Origin of the sequence: Streptomyces sp. NPDC048278, from assembly GCF_040652195.1 — a bacterium.
In the GTDB taxonomy this organism is placed as follows: Bacteria; Actinomycetota; Actinomycetes; order Streptomycetales; family Streptomycetaceae; genus Streptomyces.
Genome location: NZ_JBEZLP010000007.1, coordinates 247,424 through 263,990, shown reverse-complemented (window position 1 = coordinate 263,990; position 16,567 = coordinate 247,424). Strand labels below are relative to the sequence as shown.

Below are 16,567 nucleotides of genomic sequence, written 5' to 3'. Positions count from 1 at the left end.
TTGTAGTAAAACTTCTCGGAGCAATGTCGGAACGAAACGAACACTGCGGGCGCGAGTGAGGCGAAGCGTGGTTCGGGGCGGCGGGAAAGCGGCAGCGATGGGGCGTGCGACAGACGGCAAGGGGCCCACTCGCTCGCGTGCGCGATTTCTGCAGGGCGAGGCGGTCGAGGCCGGCGTACGCGCTCCCATCTCGCACTCGTGGCAGCGCTGCCGGGCCCTGGGGCTCTCCCCCGACCAGCCCGGGCTCCCCTTCCGGGCCGACTTCGAGCGTGATGCCCGGATCATCCGTGCGGCCGTGCCGGTGCTCGACCGGCTTCAGTCCTGGTTCGCCGGCAGCAGGATGAACATCTCCGTCGCGGACGCGAACGGGACCGTCCTGCTGCGCCGCTTCGGAGAGACGTCGCTGGCCAGAAGCCTCCCGGCGTTCCAGCGCGACCCCGGGTTCGTGTTCGCCGAGCGGTACGCCGGCACCAACGGGATCGGGCTCGCGCTGGCGGAGCGGCAGCTCGTCCAGGTCTACGGCGCCGAGCACTTCGCCGAACGCGCGCAGGGCAACGCCTGCCGGGCGCTGCCGGTCCGTGACCCGATCAGCGGCCGTATCGAGGGCGTCCTGTGCCTCGGCTACCCGCGCGGCTTCGAGGACCCGGCGCTGGCCACCGTGATTCGCCGGGCGGCCCACGCCATCGAGAGGCGGCTGCTGGGACAGAGTTCCGAACGCGAGCGGGCCCTGCTGCGGGCGTACCTGGACACCGGCGCCGAGACCGCCGCCGGACCCCACCACCGCCTCGGGGTCGGCGAGCCGGCCCTCACGATGCGTCCCTGTGACCGGGCGGTCCTCATGGAGAAGGCCGTCGAGCTGATCTCCTGGGCGCAGCGAGCCGCCGTCCACGTGGTCCTGTCCGACGGCAGGCGGGTCACCCTGGTCAGCCGCCCGATGACGACCGCGACCGGTGTGCAGGGCTTCGTCACCGAGGTCGTCCTGCCCGGTCCCGCCCCGCACGAGCCGCTCCTCGTCCCGTGGCCGAACGAGGAACCGCGGCACCCCGCTCTCGTCCGCGCCGACTTCGCCGGCGCCCCCGCCGCGTCCACCGCCCCCGCCGCGTCCACCGATCCCGCGGTGTCCACCGCGCTCACCGATCCTGCGGCGTCCTCCGTGCCCGGCGCCGTCGTCCGGGAGACGTTCGCCGTCTTCGCCGTCCCGCCGACGGCCGCCGTCCCCGTCCCTCTCGCCGTGGCGTCCGGCGCCGTGCCCGGCCCCGCCACGCCCGGCTTCGTACCTCTCCGAGCCGAATCGCGCGGCGCCGAGACACCGGCGGGCGGTTCGACCGGCCCGCCGGACGAGACCGACGGAACCGCGAGCGGTCCTGGCGGTCCTGGCGGCCCGACGACCGGTTCCGAGGCCGGGACCGGAGGCGGAATCGGTCCCGGCGCCTCGGCGGACGGCCACGGCTCGCTGCCCACGGAGAAGCCCACCGCAGAGCCCAGCGCAGAACCCGCCGCAGAACTCGCCGTGGAGCCGCCCGCAGCACCCCCGACAGCACCCCCCGCAGAACCCCCGGCCAGAGGACTCGTGCTGGTCGGAGAGCCGCACGTGGGGCGGTACGCCCTCGCCGCCCGGCGTCGCCTCGAGCTGCTGACCGACGCCAGTACGCGCATCGGGACCACCCTGGACGTGCGGCGCACCGCCGAGGAACTCGCCGAGACGGCGGTGCCACGGCTGGCCGACTACGTCACGATCGACCTGCCCGAGGCCGTGCTGCGCGGCGAGGAGGCCGCCGATCCCTTCACCGACCTGTACCGCACGGTGGTCCACGGCATCGCCGACGACTGTCCGTTCCACCCGGTCGGCAAGCGCGTCGACTACAACCCGGCCACTCCGCACCTGCGCTGCCTGAGCGGCGGACAGGCCGTGCTGGAGCCGGACCTGAGGACCGCCGTGGGCTGGCTCGCCCACGACCCGCCGCGCACCGAGGCGATGCTGGCCCACATCCACTCGCTCATCGCCGTCCCGCTGGTGGCCCGCGGCGTCGTCCTCGGCGTGGCCGCGTTCTACCGTGGACGCCACCCCGCGCCCTTCGACGACGACGACCGCTCACTGGTCCAGGAACTCGCCGGCCGCGCCGCCCTGTCCATCGACAACGCCCGCCGCTACACGCGCGAGCGCACCATGGTCCTGACCCTCCAGCGCAGCCTGCTCCCGCAGGGGCAGCCCGACCAGGACGCCGTGGACGTGGCGCACCGCTACCTGCCCGCGGAGTCGGACGTGGGCGGGGACTGGTACGACGTCATCCCCCTCTCCGGCACCCGGGTCGGCCTCCTGGTCGGTGACGTCGTGGGCCACGGCATGCTCTCGGCCGCCACCATGGGCCGGCTGCGCACCGCCGCCCGCAGCTTCGCCGAACTCGACTTCTCCCCGGACGAGGTCCTCACCCACCTCGACAACCTGGTGGGCCGCCTCGACCGGGAGGCCCCCGCCGCGGGCGAGACGGGCATCTTCGGCGCGACCTGCCTGTACGCCGTCTACGACCCGACCACGCAGCAGTGCACCATGGCCCGCGCCGGGCATCCGCCTCCCGCGCTCGTCCTCCCCGACGGCACGGTCTCCTTCCCCGACCTGCCCGCCGGTCCCCCGCTGGGCCTGGGCGGCCTGCCCTTCGAAGCCGTCGACATCGACCTCCCCGAGGACAGCCGGCTGGTCCTCTACACCGACGGGCTCATCGACAGCCGCAACCGCGACGTCGACCTGGTCCTCGACCAGATGCGCGATGTCCTCGCCCACCCCGGCCGCACACCCGAGCAGATCTGCGAGACGCTTCTCGACACGGTCGCCCCGGACCACCCCCATGACGACATCGCGCTGCTCGTCGCCCGCACCCACGCGCTGGCCCCGCACCTGATCGCCACCTGGGACCTGCCCGCCGATCCGGCCCTGGTCAGCGAGGTCCGCTCCTCGGCGCTGCGCCGGCTGGCCGACTGGGGACTGGAGGAGGCCGGGTTCGCCGCGGAGCTGGTGCTGAGCGAACTGGTCACCAACGCCATCCGCCACGGCTCCGGCCCCGTCCAGGTACGTCTGCTGCACGGCCGGTCCCTGATCTGCGAGGTCTCCGACGGCAGCAACACCGCCCCGCACCTGCGCCGCGCGGCCACCACCGACGAGGGCGGTCGCGGCCTGTTCCTGGTGGCCCAGCTGTCGCGGAGCTGGGGCACCCGCTACATCCGGCAGGGCAAGGTCATCTGGGCCGAGTGCGGGCTCGACGCCGCCTGAGGCCGTGAGCCGGCCGCACACGGCGTAGGCCTGCGGCGCGGCTGACCCGTTGGTGTCATCGCGGGCATCGAATCCGGCATCGAGTCCGCCGCCCGGGCGTCGAATCCGTGATGCGGCGATTCCTCCCACTACGATCACCGGCAAGAGTCGGGAAGGGGAGAAGGCAGGCAGAAGCAGGCAGGAAGAAGACGTCAGGCCGACCCCCGGAGCTGTCCGTGCACGAGTCTTCCGACCCCCTCGTACGGATCCGCGGGCTCGCCAAGCGGTTCGGCGGGACCCGTGCGCTGGACGGGGTCGATCTCGACGTGCGGGCCGGCAGCGTCCTCGCCCTGCTCGGCCCCAACGGCGCCGGAAAGTCCACGCTCATCAAGGTGCTCGCCGGGGTCCACCACGCCGACGCCGGGTCGGTCACGGTGGCCGGGCACCCGCTCGGAAGTCAGGCCGCCGCCCGCAGCATGTCCTTCATCCACCAGGACCTGGGGCTCGTGGAGTGGATGACCGTCGCCGAGAACATCGCCCTGACCACCGGATATCCGCGCCGCGCCGGGCTGATCTCCTGGCGGCGGACCCGGGAGCGCTGCGCCGAGGCCCTGGGGACGGTCGCCGGGCACCTCGATCCGGACACGCCGGTCGCGCGGCTCGGTCCCGCCGAACGTTCGCTGGTCGCCGTCGGCCGGGCGCTGGCGGCCCACGCCCGGCTCGTGGTCCTCGACGAGCCGACCGCCCGCCTGCCCGCCGCTGACTGCGCCCGGCTCTTCCGCGTGCTGCACGCCCTGCGGGACCGGGGGCACGGCATCCTCTACGTCACCCACCGCATGGACGAGGTCTACCAGGTCGCCGACGCCTTCGCCGTCCTGCGCGACGGCAGGCTGGTCAGCCACGGCCCCCTCGCGGGCCACAGCACCGCCCGGCTGGTCCGCGACATCGTCGGCGCGGCACCGGCCCACGACGACATCGCCGGCGGGGAACCGGCACGCCCCCTCCCCGCCACCGCCCCCGGGCACGCCCCCGCCGTCCTCGTCCTCGACGGCGCACGGACCGCCGGCACGGCGCCGGTCACGCTGGAGCTGAGGGCCGGGGAAGCGGTGGGCCTGGTCGGTCTCTCGGGGGCCGGGCACCTGGAGCTGGGCCGTGCGGTGGCCGGCGCGCGCCCCTTGGTCGGCGGGCGGGTCTGCCTGGGCGGGCGGCCCTACCGGCCCCGTACCGTCGCGGACGCCGTCGCGGCCGGGGTCGGCCTCGTGCCCGGCGACCGGCAGCGCGAGGGCTGTGCCATGGGGCTGAGCGTGCGCGAGAACCTGCTGGCCAATCCCCGGGCGGGCGGGCTGCCCGTGCTGCGCTGGACCGGTCCCCGCCGCGAACGGGCCCGGGCCGCGGAGCTGATCGAACGGTTCGCGGTGCGGCCCCGCGACGGCGAGGCCCCCCTCGCCGCACTGTCCGGCGGCAACCAGCAGAAGGTCCTGATCGGCCGCTGGCTCGGCGCGGACCTGCGGCTGCTGGTCCTGGAGGAGCCGACCGCCAGCGTGGACGTCGGAGCCAAGGCGGCGGTCCACCGCCTGCTCGACGAGGCGCTGGCCGGCGGGCTCGCGGTGCTGCTCGTCTCGACCGACTTCGAGGAGGTGGCGGGCGTGTGCCGACGCGCCCTGGTGTTCGTCCGCGGCCGGGTGACCGCCGAGCTGAACGGCGCGGACCTCACGGCCACCGGGCTCGCGCGTGCGGCCTCGGCCCTGCCCGCCCCCGGAACCACCACGGACTCATGACCGCCGCCGCGCCCCCGCCCTCCGCCCCGCGGATCCCGCGCTCCCGGCCGCTCCGCCGGGTCCCGGCCCGGCACCTCGCGAGCGCCTACGGCCTTCTGGTCCTCACCGCGCTGCTCGTCGTGGTGTTCTCGCTCGCGCTGCCGCGCACGTTCCCCACCCGGGACACCCTCGACTCGATCCTGTCCAACCAGTCGATCCCGGCCGTCCTCGCCCTCGCCGCCATGGTCGCCGTCGTGACCGGCTCCTTCGACCTCTCCCTCGGCTACGGCCTCGGCCTGGCCCATGTCATGGTGCTGTGGCTCGTCGTCGACGCGGGCTGGCCCTGGCCCTGGGCCTGCCTCGTGGTGGTCGCCGGGGGCGGGGTGGTCGGCGTCCTCAACGGTGTGGCCGTCGAGTTCGGCCGGATCGACTCGTTCATCGCCACCCTCGGAACCGGCAGCATGCTGTACGCCGTGACCGGGTGGGTCACCGGCGGCGGCAGGATCGTCCCGGGCCCGGCCGGGCTGCCCGCCGCCTTCACCGACCTCTACGACTCCACGCTCCTCGGCCTGCCACTGCCCGCGTTCTACGTCCTCGCCCTCGGCGTCGCCCTCTGGGTGCTGCTGGAGCGGCTGCCGCTCGGCCGGTGCCTGTACGTCATCGGCGCCAACCCGCGCGCCGCGGAACTGGTCGGCATCCCGACCCGCAGGTACACCGTCTACGCGTTCACCGCCTCGGGGCTGATCGTCGGTTTCGCCGGGGTGCTGCTCGCGGCCCAGCAGCAGATCGGCAACCCCAGCGTCGGTCTCGACTACCTGCTGCCCGCGTTCGTCGGCGCGCTCCTCGGCTCCACCGCGATCAGGCCCGGCCGCCCCAACGCCCTCGGCACCCTCGTCGCCGTCGCCGTGCTCGCCGTCGGCCTGACCGGCATCGGCCAGCTGGGCGCCGCGTTCTGGACGGTCCCCCTGTTCTACGGCGGCACGCTGCTGCTCGCCGTCGGCCTGGCCGGCTACTCCGCCCGGAGGCTGCGCACCGGGGCCGACGCGGCCCACGACACACCGGACGCCCACGACTCACCGCCCGCCCGGCCGCACCCCCCGACGGCGACACCCGGAGGCGGCCCGGCCGACACCGCACCATGACCCGCACCGGTCGCCCCGACCCCGGCCCCGGCCCCGGCCCCAGCCCCAGCCCCAGCCCCAGCCCCAGCCCCAGCCCGACGTTCGTCCCGCCGCGAGGAGCTCGCGTGCACCGCACCCGCAAGGCCGACGCTCCCCGGGCCGACCGAACCGACCGAGCCCACCGGGCCGTCCGGGCCGGGTCCGGCGCCCTCGCGCTGCTGGCCATCGCCGTCACCCTGGCCGGTTGCCAGCGAGGCTCCTCGAACACCCCCACGGTCCCCACCACCGGGCCGGGCGGCTGCCCGGCCGTCCGGCTCGCGGCCCAGGCCGCCGTCGCCCAGGCGGAGCGGTCCCACACCGCCTGGGACGGGCCGACCACCGGCCCCGCGGCGGTGTCCGGCAGAACGGTCGTCTTCGTCGCGGAGACCATGACCAATCCCGGCGTCGCGGGCGTTGCGAACGGCCTGCGGGAGGCCGCGCGGGTCGTCGGCTGGGACGTCCGGGTGATCGACGGCGCCGGCAGTCCCGCCGGCATCCAGGCGGCCATGAGCGAGGCCGTGACCCTGCGGCCCTCGGGCATCGTCATCGGCGGCTTCGACCCCGGCTCGACCGCGGAGCAGGTCGCCGACGCCGCCGCGGCCGGCATCCCGCTCGTCGGCTGGCACGCGGTCGTCGCCCCGGGCCCCAGCAGCCGGCCCCCGCTCTTCACCAACGTCACCACCCGGCTGGAGGACGTGGCCGGCATCAGCGCCCAGTGGATCATCGCGCACTCCGGCGGCCGGGCCGGTGTCGTCGTGTTCACCGACGCCTCGGTCCCGTTCGCCCGCACGAAGTCCGAGCTGATCAGGGCGAAGCTCGCCACCTGCGCCGGGGTGCGGCTGCTCGCGTACGAGAACATCCCGATCCCGGACGCGAGCAGCCGCACCCCGCGCGAGATCGCCTCGCTGCTCGCCCGTTTCCCGGACACGTGGACGCACTCCGTCGCCATCAACGACCTGTACTTCGCCGACGCCGCCCCCGCCTTCCGCGCGGCCGGCCGCAAGGGGACCGGGCCGCCGTTCAACATCGGGGCCGGGGACGGCGACCCGTCCGCCTTCCAGCGCATCAACAGCGGGCAGTACCAGGCCGCCACCGTTCCCGAGCCGCTGACGCAGCAGGGCTGGCAGATCGTGGACGAGTTCAACCGCGCCTTCTCCCACCGTCCGGCCAGCGGCTACGTCGCCCCCACCCATGTCTCGACGGCCGCCAACAGCGCCGGGGCCACGACCTGGGACCCACCGGGCTACCAGGAGGCCTACCGGAGGATCTGGGGCAGATGAGCCTGCGGGGCCGGCGGGCGGCGCCCCGGTGCGCGGTGTCGCGGGTGGGTCCGCGGCGGCCGTCACGGGACACTTGAGGGAGACGGCCGGCGAGCGGGGCGGGGAGGCGAGCGTGGTGATCGCCGTCAATCCGACGGACAGCGGCTCGCTGCTCGCTGCCTTCGGCGCGCTGGGCGTACTGGCGGTGATCTTCGCGGAGTCGGGGCTGCTGGTCGTCGGCTTCTTCCTGCCCGGCGACACGCTGCTCTTCCCGGCCGGTGTGCTGTGTGCGGCGACCGCGGACCGGGGGCCCCGGCTGGAGCTGTGGCAGGTGCTGGTGTGCGCGGCCGTCGGTGCGGTGGCGGGCGGGCAGGTCGGCTACCTGATCGGTCGGCACGGCGGGCGGCCGTTGCTGGCCCGTACCTCCAGGCCACGGGTGCGGGAGGGTACCGCCCGGGCGGAGGAGCTGCTCGCCCGGTACGGGTACGGCAAGGCGCTGGTGATCGGACGTTTCGTGCCGATGCTCCGGTCGGTGCTGCACCCGGCGGCGGGGGCGCTCGGGGTGCCGGTGCGGCCGTTCACCGTCTGGCAGGCCGTCGGCGGAGTCCTCTGGTCCCAGAGTTTCGTCCTCGCCGGGTACGCGCTGGGCTCGTCGGTCTCCCACATCGACCGCTATCTGCTGCCGTTGGTCGGCGCGATCGTCGTCCTGTCCCTGGTGCCGCTGCTGCTGGAGGCCCGCCGCGCGCGCCGCGACCGCTGACGCCGGTCAGGGCTCCCAGTGGGCGAGTCGGTGCAGGGCCGCGGCCGTGTCCGTGAAGCCGTCGGCACCGAGCAGGGCGCGCAGTTCGGCGTTGAATCCGTCGATTTCAGGGCGGGCGAGCGCGAGCGCGCCGACGCCGTGCTCGGTCAGTTCCAGGACGACCGCGCGGTGTTCGCTCGGGTGCCGGTTCCGGGTGAGGAGGCCGGCGTCCGTGAGCCGCCGGACCAGCGCGGTGATGCCGGACTCGCGCTGCTGGAGGACCTGGGCCAGCCGCTGCTGGGTGATCCCGGGCTCGTCGCTCACCGCGAGCAGCGCGCCGAGCTGGGCGGTGGTGATCCCGGCGGCGGAGAGCAGCCGCCGGTCCGCGGTGGTGCGCAGCTGGTGGGCGGCGCGTTGCAGGAGGAAGAAGAGGCGCTGGTCGGGCTCGGGCATGGGCGGAATCTTGACAGAGGTGACGGTCCGGCGCCATTCTCACTTCACTAGTGAATCGAGCCCGGTGAACCGCGACCGGTGTGGGGTGGCGACTGTGACCGACACGCCTGATCTGGCCTTCGCCCGGAAGGTCCTGGCGGCCCAGCCCTTCAGTGCCCTGGTCGGTACCCGGCTGGTGGCCTTCGGCGACGGCGGGGCGACGCTGGAGCTGGACAACCGCGAGGACCTGCGCCAGCAGTACGGCTACGTCCACGGCGGGGTGCTCGCCTACGTGGCGGAGAACGCGATGGCGTTCGCGGCCGGTACCGGACCGGGGAACCGGCCCCTGACGGCCGGGTTCACCATCGACTACGTGCGCCCGGCGGACGGCGAGCTGCTGCGCGCCCGGGCCCGGGTGGTGCGGTCCGGCCGCTCGCTCGCCGTCTGCCGCTGTGAGGTGGCGAGCGTCGGCGCCGACGGCTCCGAGAGCGTGTGCGCCGTCGCGCAGGGCACGATCTCGTTCGCCTCGGCCGGCGGTTCCGGCAGTCCCTGACCGGACGCCCGCGGTCGGCCCGCCACCGGCAGGAACGGTCGGAACGTGCGGTCGCGGCCGGGCGCCGGGTCGCGTCCGAGGCGGTCGCCGTGGTCCTCGGCGAGGGCCGCCGCGACGGCGAGGCCGAGGCCGCTGCCGCCATGGGCGTGGGACCGGGAGCGGTCGGCGCGGCAGAAGCGCTCGAAGACGTGCCCGGCGTCGGGCGCGGCGAGGCCGGGGCCCTCGTCGGCGACTCCGACCGCCCCCACCTCCTCTTTCGGGTTCTCGGCGGCCCGGCGCGAACATGCTCGTACCGAACACGTTCCGCTCTACACTGCCGTATGCCCACTCCGCAAAGCCGCCGCGAGCGCCCTGCCAAGCCCGCCCTCACGCGGGAGGGCATCGTCGACACCGCCGTCGCGCTCATGGAGGAGGAGGGTCTCCAGCGGGTCACCATGCGCCGTCTGGCGCAGGCCCTGGACACCGGTCCGGCGTCCCTGTACGTGTACCTCGCCAACACCGCCGAGCTGCACGGCGCGATCCTCGACCGGCTGCTGGGCCGGGTCGACCTGGACGCCGCGCCCGCGGGGGCCGACTGGCGCACCCGGCTGGACGCCGTGCTCGCCGGCTACGAAGGGCTCCTGCTCGCCCACCCGGCGCTCGCCCAGTCGACCCTGACCGCCCGTCCCTCCGGTGAGAACTACCTCGCCCTGCTGGAAGTCCTGCTCGCCCTGCTCGCCGAGGGCGGCGTGCCCGACCTCCAGGCCGCCTGGGGTGTCGACATCCTGCTGCAGACCGCGACCGCCGCCGCGGCCGAGCATTCGGCCCACCCCGAGGACACCCGCCCCGAGCAGGAGTGGGCGCAGCTGCGGGTGGCTCTCGCCGACGCCTCGGCCGACAGGTACCCGCATGTGCGTGCCCTGGCCGGGAGCCTGCTGTCCGGCACCCCGTTCACGCGCCGCCAGTGGCGGGTCGACACCCTCCTCAACGGCATCCTGGTCACCCGCCCGGAGGCCGAGCAGCCACCTGCCTGACGAGCATGTTCGCGGCGAACACGTTCGCCGAGCGCGCACCGACCGCCCGCCGAGCAGGTCCACGACCCGGTTGCGGGCGCTCGCCAGGTGAACGGGGTACGCCGGCCTGGGGGCGCTTGAGGCCTTCCGGGGTGAGCGTGGCCACCTTGCCGCGGGCGTCGCCCTCGTAGCGGCGCTTGACGACCTGGCCGCGGGTCTGCAACACATCCACCACCCGGGTGATGCGGCTCGCGGACAGGGCCGTGCGGTGCTCGCGGGCGCCTAGAGGGACGTCACGGGGACCAGCCGCCCCCGGGAGATGATGGACACCGCCTTCTTGAGGGGGCGCACCCGCATGCTGACGCTGTAGGCGTCGATGCCCGGGGTGGCGGCGACGCGGGTGGTCAGATAGCGGTAGAAGTCGTCGGGGTCACGGCTGACGACGCTGGCCATCAGGTTGTACTCACCGGTGACGGCCCCCGCGAACGGCACCTCCTCATGTCCGGCGAACTCCTCCCCGACCTGCTCCAGCCGGGCGGGGGCCACCCGCAGCCACAGCGTGGCGTTCAGGGGGTAGCCCAGGTTCTCGGGAAGCAGCTCGACCTCGTATTCGAGGGTGCCGGAGCTCTCCAGCGACTCCAGCCTGCGCGCCACCCGGGAGAGCGACCAGCCGGTGCGTTCCGCGAGCCGGGTGTGGGTGGTGCGGCCGTCCTGGGCGAGGGCGTCCAGCAGCGGGGCGTCCTCGGCGGTGGGGGCCGGCGGGGGCGAGGGGGCCGGCGGGGGCCGTTCCGCGGTGAGCCGCCGTACCTGCTCGGCGTCGAGGCTGTCGCCGTATCCGGTCCAGTGGATGGTGCCGGGGGTGCCGTACTCGTGGAGCAGCAGATCGATGCTGACGTCCAGGACCGAGCCCGACCTGGGCAGTTGCCGGAAGAGGAAGTCGTCGCGCTCCGTGTCCAGCGGGGCGCGGATCACGCAGAAGATCTCGGAACCGGCCGAGGCCAGGTGGGCGTAGGCGATGTCGGGATGGCGGGCCAGGGCGTCGGCGAGCGGGCCGACCCGGTCGGGACGGCAGCGGATGCGGGCCACCCACTGCGCGGAGCCGTACACCCGTGGGTTGACCAGCCCGAGCACGCGCAGCGTGCCGCTGCGGCGCAACGCCTGGTAGCGGCGTGCCGCGGTCTGCTCGGAGACGCCGGCCACCTCGCCGATCCTCCGGAAGGGCAGCCGAGGGGCGCACTGAAGGGCACGGAGGATCTTTCTGTCCACATCGTCGAGCATGGCGGAAGTCTGTCACGGAGACGCGGTCTCCATGGAGGCTTTTGCAGCCGGAAGGGGACTTGGTTGGCGGATGCGGGTGGGCAGACCGGATGCTGTGGCGGCGGGTTTCCCCTCGGAGGCCCGAACCCCACAGGCCACCGGATCCGCCGGTGGCCTTCTACCGCGGTGCGGTGCGCCGCGAAGGAGTATCTCCGTGAACGTCACGACACCGGCGAGCGCGCCGGTCGAGCGGCGGGCGGCCACGATCGTCATGGCCTGCCTGGGCGTCTTCGTCGCCTATCTTCCGGTCACCACCGTCGCCGTGAGCCTGCCCGCCCTGCAGGCCGCGCTGAACGCCTCGACCGCACAACTGTCATGGGTGCAGGACGCGTTCGTGCTGCCGATGGCCGCGTTCATCCTGACCGCGGGCGTCTTCGGAGACGTCCACGGGCGCAAGAAGGTCTTCCAGGCCGGTCTGCTGTTCTCGGCGGCGGGCGCGGTCACCGCCCTGTGCGCGCAGTCGATCGAGGTCGTCTGGGCCGGACAGGCCCTGGCCGGTGTCGGCGCCGCCGCACTGCTGCCGACCACGCTGGCGCTGATCAGCCACGTGGTGCCCGACCACCGGGAGCGCGGCAAGTACATCGGCATATGGGCGACCTGCCTGATGGCCGCCCTGGCGATCGGCCCGGTGATCGCCGGTGTGGTCGTCGCGCACTTCTCGTGGCGCTGGATCTACCTGCCGGCCGTCCCGGTGGCGCTGCTCGCCGTCGCCGTCGCGGCCGGGCGGCTGACCGACTCCCGGGCCCCGCACGGCCGCCGGCTGGACTGGCCCGGCCAGCTCACCGCCACGCTCGCGATCACCGCACTGGTCTACGGCGTGATCGAGGGCGGCGCCGGCTCGTTCACCGACGCCAAGGTGATGGTGGCGCTGTTCACCGCCGTGGCCGCCGGTGTCGCCTTCGTCCTGGCGGAGCGGCGCAGCGACAGCCCGATGCTGGACCTGAGCCTGTTCCGCAGCCCCGCCTTCACCGCCACCACGCTGGTGGCGATGATCAGCTTCCTGGCGCTGATCGGGTTCTTCTTCGTGCTGAGCCTCTACTTCGGCATGGTGCAGCGGCTGGACACCCTTCAGGCCTGCTGGCGGCTGCTGATGGTCACCGGGGCGGCCCTGCTGGTCGGCGGCCCGGCCGGGCGGCTGATGCACCGGGTCTCCGCACGCTGGATGATCACCGGCGGGCTGCTGCTCGTCGCCTTCGCCCAGTTCGCGCTGACCGGGCTGGACGCCGACACCTCCTTCGGCTCGGCCGCCTGGCGGCTGGCCCTGCTGGGCCTGGGGATGGGCCTGGTCATGACCCCCATGACCGCGACCGCGGTGGCCTCCGTTCCGTACCACCTGGCCGGCATGGCCGCCGCGGGCAACAACGCCTTCCGGCAGGTCGGCGGCGCGCTGGGCCCGGCCGTGCTGGGCGCGCTGCTCACCACCCGGGCGCTGGACGCGCTGCCCGGTCGCCTCACCGACGCGGGTGTCACCGGCGCGGCGCAGGACCGCATCGTCACGACCGCGCAGACGGACGGCCTCGGTGCGGTCGCCGGACTGGACCTCGGGGCCCGCACCGGGCAGGTGATGGGCGCGCTCGGCGACTCGTTCCTGGACGGCATGCGCCTGTGCCTGATCACGGCGGGGAGCCTGACGCTGCTGGCCGCCCTGGTCGCGGCGGTCCTGCTGCGCGCACCCCGGCAGCAGCCGACCCTCAGGGCGGCCGGGCAAACCACGGCCGGGAAGTCGGCGGCGGCGCAGAGCGCCTGACGGCTCACCGCACCAGGCAGGGCCGCTTGGCGTCGAAGGCCCAGTCCGCCACGAGGTACTGCATCCCGGCCGCGTCGTCACGAACCGCGCCGAGGTTCAGCTCCTCGTGGCGGGCGTGGGCCGCGAGCAGCCGGTCCATGTCGAGCCGGACGCCGAGTCCGGGGGCGTCGGTGACGGCGACCTCGCCGCCGGAGATCCTCGGCGGCTCGACGGTGAGCCGCTCCTGGCCCTCCTGCCAGATCCAGTGCGTGTCCAGGGCGTTGTACTCGCCGGGGGCCGCGGCACCGCAGTGCGCCATCATGGCGAGCGAGATGTCGAAGTGGTTGTTGGAGTGGCAGCCCCAGGTGAGCCCCGTCTCGTGGCAGAGCTGGGCCACCCGGACCGACCCCTGCATGGTCCAGAAGTGCGGGTCCGCCAGCGGGATCGACACCGACTGCAGGGCGAGGGCGTGGGTGAGCTGCCGCCAGTCGGTGGCGATCATGTTGGTCGCGGTGGGCAGCCCGGTGGCCCGGCGGAACTCGGCGAGGATCTCCCGGCCGGAGTAGCCCGCCTCGGCCCCGCAGGGGTCCTCGGCGTAGGCGAGGGTGCCGAGCAGCGGGCGGCACAGCTCGACGGCCTCGCGCAGGGACCAGGCGCCGTTGGGGTCGAGGGTGATCCGGGCCTCGGGGAAGCGGTCCTTCAGCGCCCGGACGGCCTCGACCTCCTCGGTGCCCGGCAGCACGCCGCCCTTGAGCTTGAAGTCCCGGAAGCCGTAGCGGTCGTAGGCCGCCTCTGCCTGCCGGACGATCGCCTCCGGGGTGAGGGCCTCCTCGCGGCGGATGCGGTACCAGGGCACGTCGGAGTCGGGTTCCCGGAGGTAGTCGAGGTCGGTGCGGCCGGGGTCGCCGACGTAGAAGAGGTAGCCGAGGACGCGGACCGAGTCGCGCTGCTTGCCGTCGCCGAGCAGGGCGGCGACGGGTACCTCCAGGTGCTGGCCGAGCAGGTCGAGGAGAGCGGACTCCACCGCGGTGACGGCGTGCACGGTGGTGCGCAGGTCGAAGGTCTGCGCACCGCGTCCGCCGGCGTCCCGCCCCGCGAACTTCTCCCCCACGGCCCGCAGCACCCGCTTGTGGTCGCCCAGCCGGGCCCCGACGACCAGGGGCGCGGCATCCCGCAGGGTCCGGGTGATCGCCTCCCCGCCGGGCACCTCGCCGAGCCCGGTCCGGCCCTCGGAGTCCTCGACGACCACGACGTTGCGGGTGAAGTACGGGGCGTGCGCGCCGGAGAGGTTGAGCAGCATCGAGTCCCGGCCTGCCACCGGATACACGGAGAAGCGGGTGACGACGGGCTGACTCATGGGCGACATGTCCTTCGGGTACCGGGCGCCCCGTCCACGGTCGTGAAGGGCGCCTGCATACAGAGACTACATCTACGTACGGAGATGGAGGTTATGGATGCGGACGTGCTCGGGTCAATGGGTGTGCGCGAGCGAGAGCCCCAGCGCTCCCGCCGCCCTGCCGGCCGGGTCCCTCGACGGCCGCCGGTCGACGTATCCCGGATGCCCGAGCTGCTGTTCCTCGTCCTCGGCGGCACGGCGACGGCGCTGTGCACCGAGGAGTCCAACGACGGGTGCTGGACGCGTCGGTGACCGGGCGTGAGACTGGGGAGGATCCGACGACCCGGCCCGGGAGGGTGACCATGGACGACCGGACAGCGGCTCCCGCACGCGTAGAACTCACCCCCGAGGCGGCCGAACTGGTGCGCCGGCTGCGCGCCGAGCACGGCCCGCTGATGTTCCACCAGTCCGGCGGCTGCTGCGACGGCAGTGCGCCCATGTGCTATCCGGACGGCGAGTTCCGCACCGGCGGCTCGGACGTGCTGCTGGCCGAGCTGGCGGTGGACGGGGTCGAGGAGCCGGTCACCTTCTGGATGTCCCGCAGCCAGTACGAGGCGTGGAGCCACACCCGGCTCATCGTGGACGTGGTACCCGGACGGGGGAGCGGTTTCTCCCTGGAGGCACCCGAGGGGGTGCGTTTCCTCACCCGTTCTCGCGTAGTCGACGGCTAGCCGCCCCGCCGGTCACTCCGGTCTGCTGCACTTCCCTGTGTCCTCAGGAACTTGACGAGACATCAGGGGGTGCGGTGACGCATCGTCGGAGACGGCTTGCAGCGACGACCCGAAACCTGTGCACGATTCTCACCACGTCCGGCGTGCTGGCCGGTGCGGCCCTCGCGGGGGCGGCACCGGCCGGCGCCGCGTCGGAGGCCAAACGGATCGCGTCCGGCGTCGCCTACCGGCAGTTCGACCTCCCGGCCGCCAAGGGCACGGTCCACGTCCATCTGCTGACCGTCGACCTGACCGACCCGCACGTCCACGTGGACCTGCTCTCGCCGGGCGCGGTGGCCGCGCGGTCGCGGGTGTCCACGATGGCGGACGCGGCGGGCGCGGTCGCGGGCGTGAACGGCGACTTCTTCAACATCACCGAGACCCAGCACCCGGGCGTCGCGGCGACCGGCGCGAGCGTCGGCCCGGCGATCGCGCACGGCAGGGTGCTCAAGGCGGCGGTGCCGACGGCCCAGCGGTTCGGGCCCTCGCTGCCGCCCGGCACCGACACCACCGCCGTCTTCGGCGTCGGCGTGGACCGCCGGGCCCGGCTGGACCGGCTGACGCTCGTCGGCACGGTCCGCACCCCGGACGCCACCCTGGCGCTGCGGGGGCTCAACCAGTACGCCCTGGCGCAGGGGTCGGTGGGCGCCTACACCGCCGCCTGGGGCTCGGCCTCCCGCAAGCGCGCCACCTGCGGCTCGGACACCGACCGGGCCGCCGGGTGCAGCACGGACACCTACGAGGTGCAGGTCCGCGCCGGCAAGGTCGTCGCCACGTCCGGCACCCCGGGCAGCGGCGCGATCGCCACGGGGACGACCGTCCTGCTGGGCCGGGAGGCGGGCGCGGACAGGCTGCGCGCCCTCACCAGGGGCGAACGGGTCACGGTGCGCGAGCACCTGGTGGCGTCCGCCGCCAGGATCCCGTACCGCTTCGCCGTCGGCGGCTATCCGGTGCTGCGCGACGGCGAGCCGCTGGCCGGCCTGAACGACACCACCGCGGCCGTGCGCACGGCCGTCGGGTACGCGAACGGCGGGCGCAGGCTGCTGCTGCTCGCGCTGGACGGCGCGACGGCCTACCGCAGTGGGCTGACCATCGCCGAAGTCGCCGCCGAGATGCGGCAGTTGGGGGCGGTCGACGCGTTCAGCCTGGACGGCGGCGGCTCCACGACGATGGTGGCCCGCACCGCGGGGGCGAAGTCGGTGAGCGTGCTCAACCACCCGACCGAGAGCCCGGAACGCGCCGTGGCCAACGGGATCGGGGTGTTCTGGAAACCCTGACGGAA

At 74.2% G+C, this 16,567-nt stretch carries 13 protein-coding genes and 1 pseudogene; 10 read left to right on the top strand and 4 right to left on the bottom strand.

Annotated features, from left to right (window positions below; all coding sequences use genetic code 11):
• Positions 1–97 precede the first annotated feature (97 nt).
• The 5 genes from AB0D74_RS15775 to AB0D74_RS15755 all read left to right on the top strand — a co-directional run bounded on the left by AB0D74_RS15775 (position 98) and on the right by AB0D74_RS15755 (position 8,180).
• Positions 98–3,265 (top strand): SpoIIE family protein phosphatase, encoded by a 3,168-nt coding sequence (locus AB0D74_RS15775; protein ID WP_362585763.1) that lies wholly within the window; start codon positions 98–100, stop codon positions 3,263–3,265.
• A gap of 215 nt (positions 3,266–3,480) precedes the next feature.
• Positions 3,481–5,022: a sugar ABC transporter ATP-binding protein gene (locus AB0D74_RS15770; RefSeq protein ID WP_362585760.1), complete on the top strand. Its 1,542-nt coding sequence runs from the start codon at positions 3,481–3,483 to the stop codon at positions 5,020–5,022.
• Positions 5,019–6,143, top strand: a complete 1,125-nt coding sequence (locus tag AB0D74_RS15765) for an ABC transporter permease (protein ID WP_362585757.1) — start codon at positions 5,019–5,021, stop codon at positions 6,141–6,143. The genes AB0D74_RS15770 and AB0D74_RS15765 overlap by 4 nt, the downstream gene beginning before the upstream one ends.
• Positions 6,144–6,337: 194 nt before the next feature.
• Complete coding sequence (locus AB0D74_RS15760; protein WP_362586032.1) at positions 6,338–7,441, top strand: substrate-binding domain-containing protein; 1,104 nt, start codon at positions 6,338–6,340, stop codon at positions 7,439–7,441.
• 115 nt (positions 7,442–7,556) lie between these two features.
• Positions 7,557–8,180, top strand: a complete 624-nt coding sequence (locus tag AB0D74_RS15755) for a DedA family protein (RefSeq protein ID WP_362586029.1) — start codon at positions 7,557–7,559, stop codon at positions 8,178–8,180.
• Between the two features lie 6 nt (positions 8,181–8,186).
• Here the strand turns inward: AB0D74_RS15755 and AB0D74_RS15750 are convergent, their stop codons facing one another.
• On the bottom strand, positions 8,187–8,612 hold the full coding sequence (locus AB0D74_RS15750) for a MarR family winged helix-turn-helix transcriptional regulator (RefSeq protein ID WP_362585754.1): 426 nt from the start codon (positions 8,610–8,612) through the stop codon (positions 8,187–8,189).
• A gap of 94 nt (positions 8,613–8,706) precedes the next feature.
• Here AB0D74_RS15750 and AB0D74_RS15745 point away from each other — a divergent pair, with 94 nt between their 5' ends.
• Positions 8,707–9,144, top strand: a complete 438-nt coding sequence (locus AB0D74_RS15745) for a PaaI family thioesterase (RefSeq protein WP_362585751.1) — start codon at positions 8,707–8,709, stop codon at positions 9,142–9,144.
• Positions 9,145–9,179: 35 nt separating this feature from the next.
• On the opposite strand, the pseudogene AB0D74_RS15740 reads toward AB0D74_RS15745, so the two are convergent.
• Positions 9,180–9,392: pseudogene (locus AB0D74_RS15740) on the bottom strand (ATP-binding protein); the annotation flags it as partial.
• A gap of 72 nt (positions 9,393–9,464) precedes the next feature.
• On the opposite strand from AB0D74_RS15740, the gene AB0D74_RS15735 reads away from it, so the two are divergent.
• Positions 9,465–10,157 (top strand): TetR/AcrR family transcriptional regulator, encoded by a 693-nt coding sequence (locus tag AB0D74_RS15735; protein ID WP_362585748.1) that lies wholly within the window; start codon positions 9,465–9,467, stop codon positions 10,155–10,157.
• A gap of 261 nt (positions 10,158–10,418) precedes the next feature.
• Here the strand turns inward: AB0D74_RS15735 and AB0D74_RS15730 are convergent, their stop codons facing one another.
• A complete protein-coding gene (locus AB0D74_RS15730) occupies positions 10,419–11,414 on the bottom strand; it encodes an Lrp/AsnC family transcriptional regulator (protein ID WP_362585746.1) in 996 nt (331 codons plus the stop codon).
• A 193-nt stretch (positions 11,415–11,607) separates the two neighbouring features.
• Here AB0D74_RS15730 and AB0D74_RS15725 point away from each other — a divergent pair, with 193 nt between their 5' ends.
• Positions 11,608–13,200 (top strand): MFS transporter, encoded by a 1,593-nt coding sequence (locus AB0D74_RS15725; protein WP_362585743.1) that lies wholly within the window; start codon positions 11,608–11,610, stop codon positions 13,198–13,200.
• A 4-nt stretch (positions 13,201–13,204) separates the two neighbouring features.
• Here the strand turns inward: AB0D74_RS15725 and AB0D74_RS15720 are convergent, their stop codons facing one another.
• A complete protein-coding gene (locus AB0D74_RS15720) occupies positions 13,205–14,536 on the bottom strand; it encodes an enolase C-terminal domain-like protein (protein ID WP_362585741.1) in 1,332 nt (443 codons plus the stop codon).
• 341 nt (positions 14,537–14,877) lie between these two features.
• Here AB0D74_RS15720 and AB0D74_RS15715 point away from each other — a divergent pair, with 341 nt between their 5' ends.
• Together AB0D74_RS15715 and AB0D74_RS15710 are read left to right on the top strand one after the other, a co-directional pair.
• Positions 14,878–15,246, top strand: coding sequence for a DUF779 domain-containing protein (locus tag AB0D74_RS15715; protein ID WP_362585738.1), 369 nt, complete (start codon positions 14,878–14,880; stop codon positions 15,244–15,246).
• Positions 15,247–15,389: 143 nt separating this feature from the next.
• Positions 15,390–16,562: a phosphodiester glycosidase family protein gene (locus tag AB0D74_RS15710; protein WP_362585735.1), complete on the top strand. Its 1,173-nt coding sequence runs from the start codon at positions 15,390–15,392 to the stop codon at positions 16,560–16,562.
• Positions 16,563–16,567: the final 5 nt, after the last annotated feature.

Bases quoted from the DNA above. Each gene is read 5' to 3' on its own strand.
- AB0D74_RS15775 (WP_362585763.1), top strand. From the start codon at position 98: ATGGGGCGTGCGACAGACGGCAAGGGGCCCACTCGCTCGCGTGCGCGA.
- AB0D74_RS15720 (WP_362585741.1), bottom strand. From the start codon at position 14,536: ATGAGTCAGCCCGTCGTCACCCGCTTCTCCGTGTATCCGGTGGCAGGC.
- AB0D74_RS15750 (WP_362585754.1), bottom strand. From the start codon at position 8,612: ATGCCCGAGCCCGACCAGCGCCTCTTCTTCCTCCTGCAACGCGCCGCC.
- AB0D74_RS15765 (WP_362585757.1), top strand. From the start codon at position 5,019: ATGACCGCCGCCGCGCCCCCGCCCTCCGCCCCGCGGATCCCGCGCTCC.
- AB0D74_RS15715 (WP_362585738.1), top strand. From the start codon at position 14,878: ATGGACGACCGGACAGCGGCTCCCGCACGCGTAGAACTCACCCCCGAG.
- AB0D74_RS15735 (WP_362585748.1), top strand. From the start codon at position 9,465: ATGCCCACTCCGCAAAGCCGCCGCGAGCGCCCTGCCAAGCCCGCCCTC.
- AB0D74_RS15730 (WP_362585746.1), bottom strand. From the start codon at position 11,414: ATGCTCGACGATGTGGACAGAAAGATCCTCCGTGCCCTTCAGTGCGCC.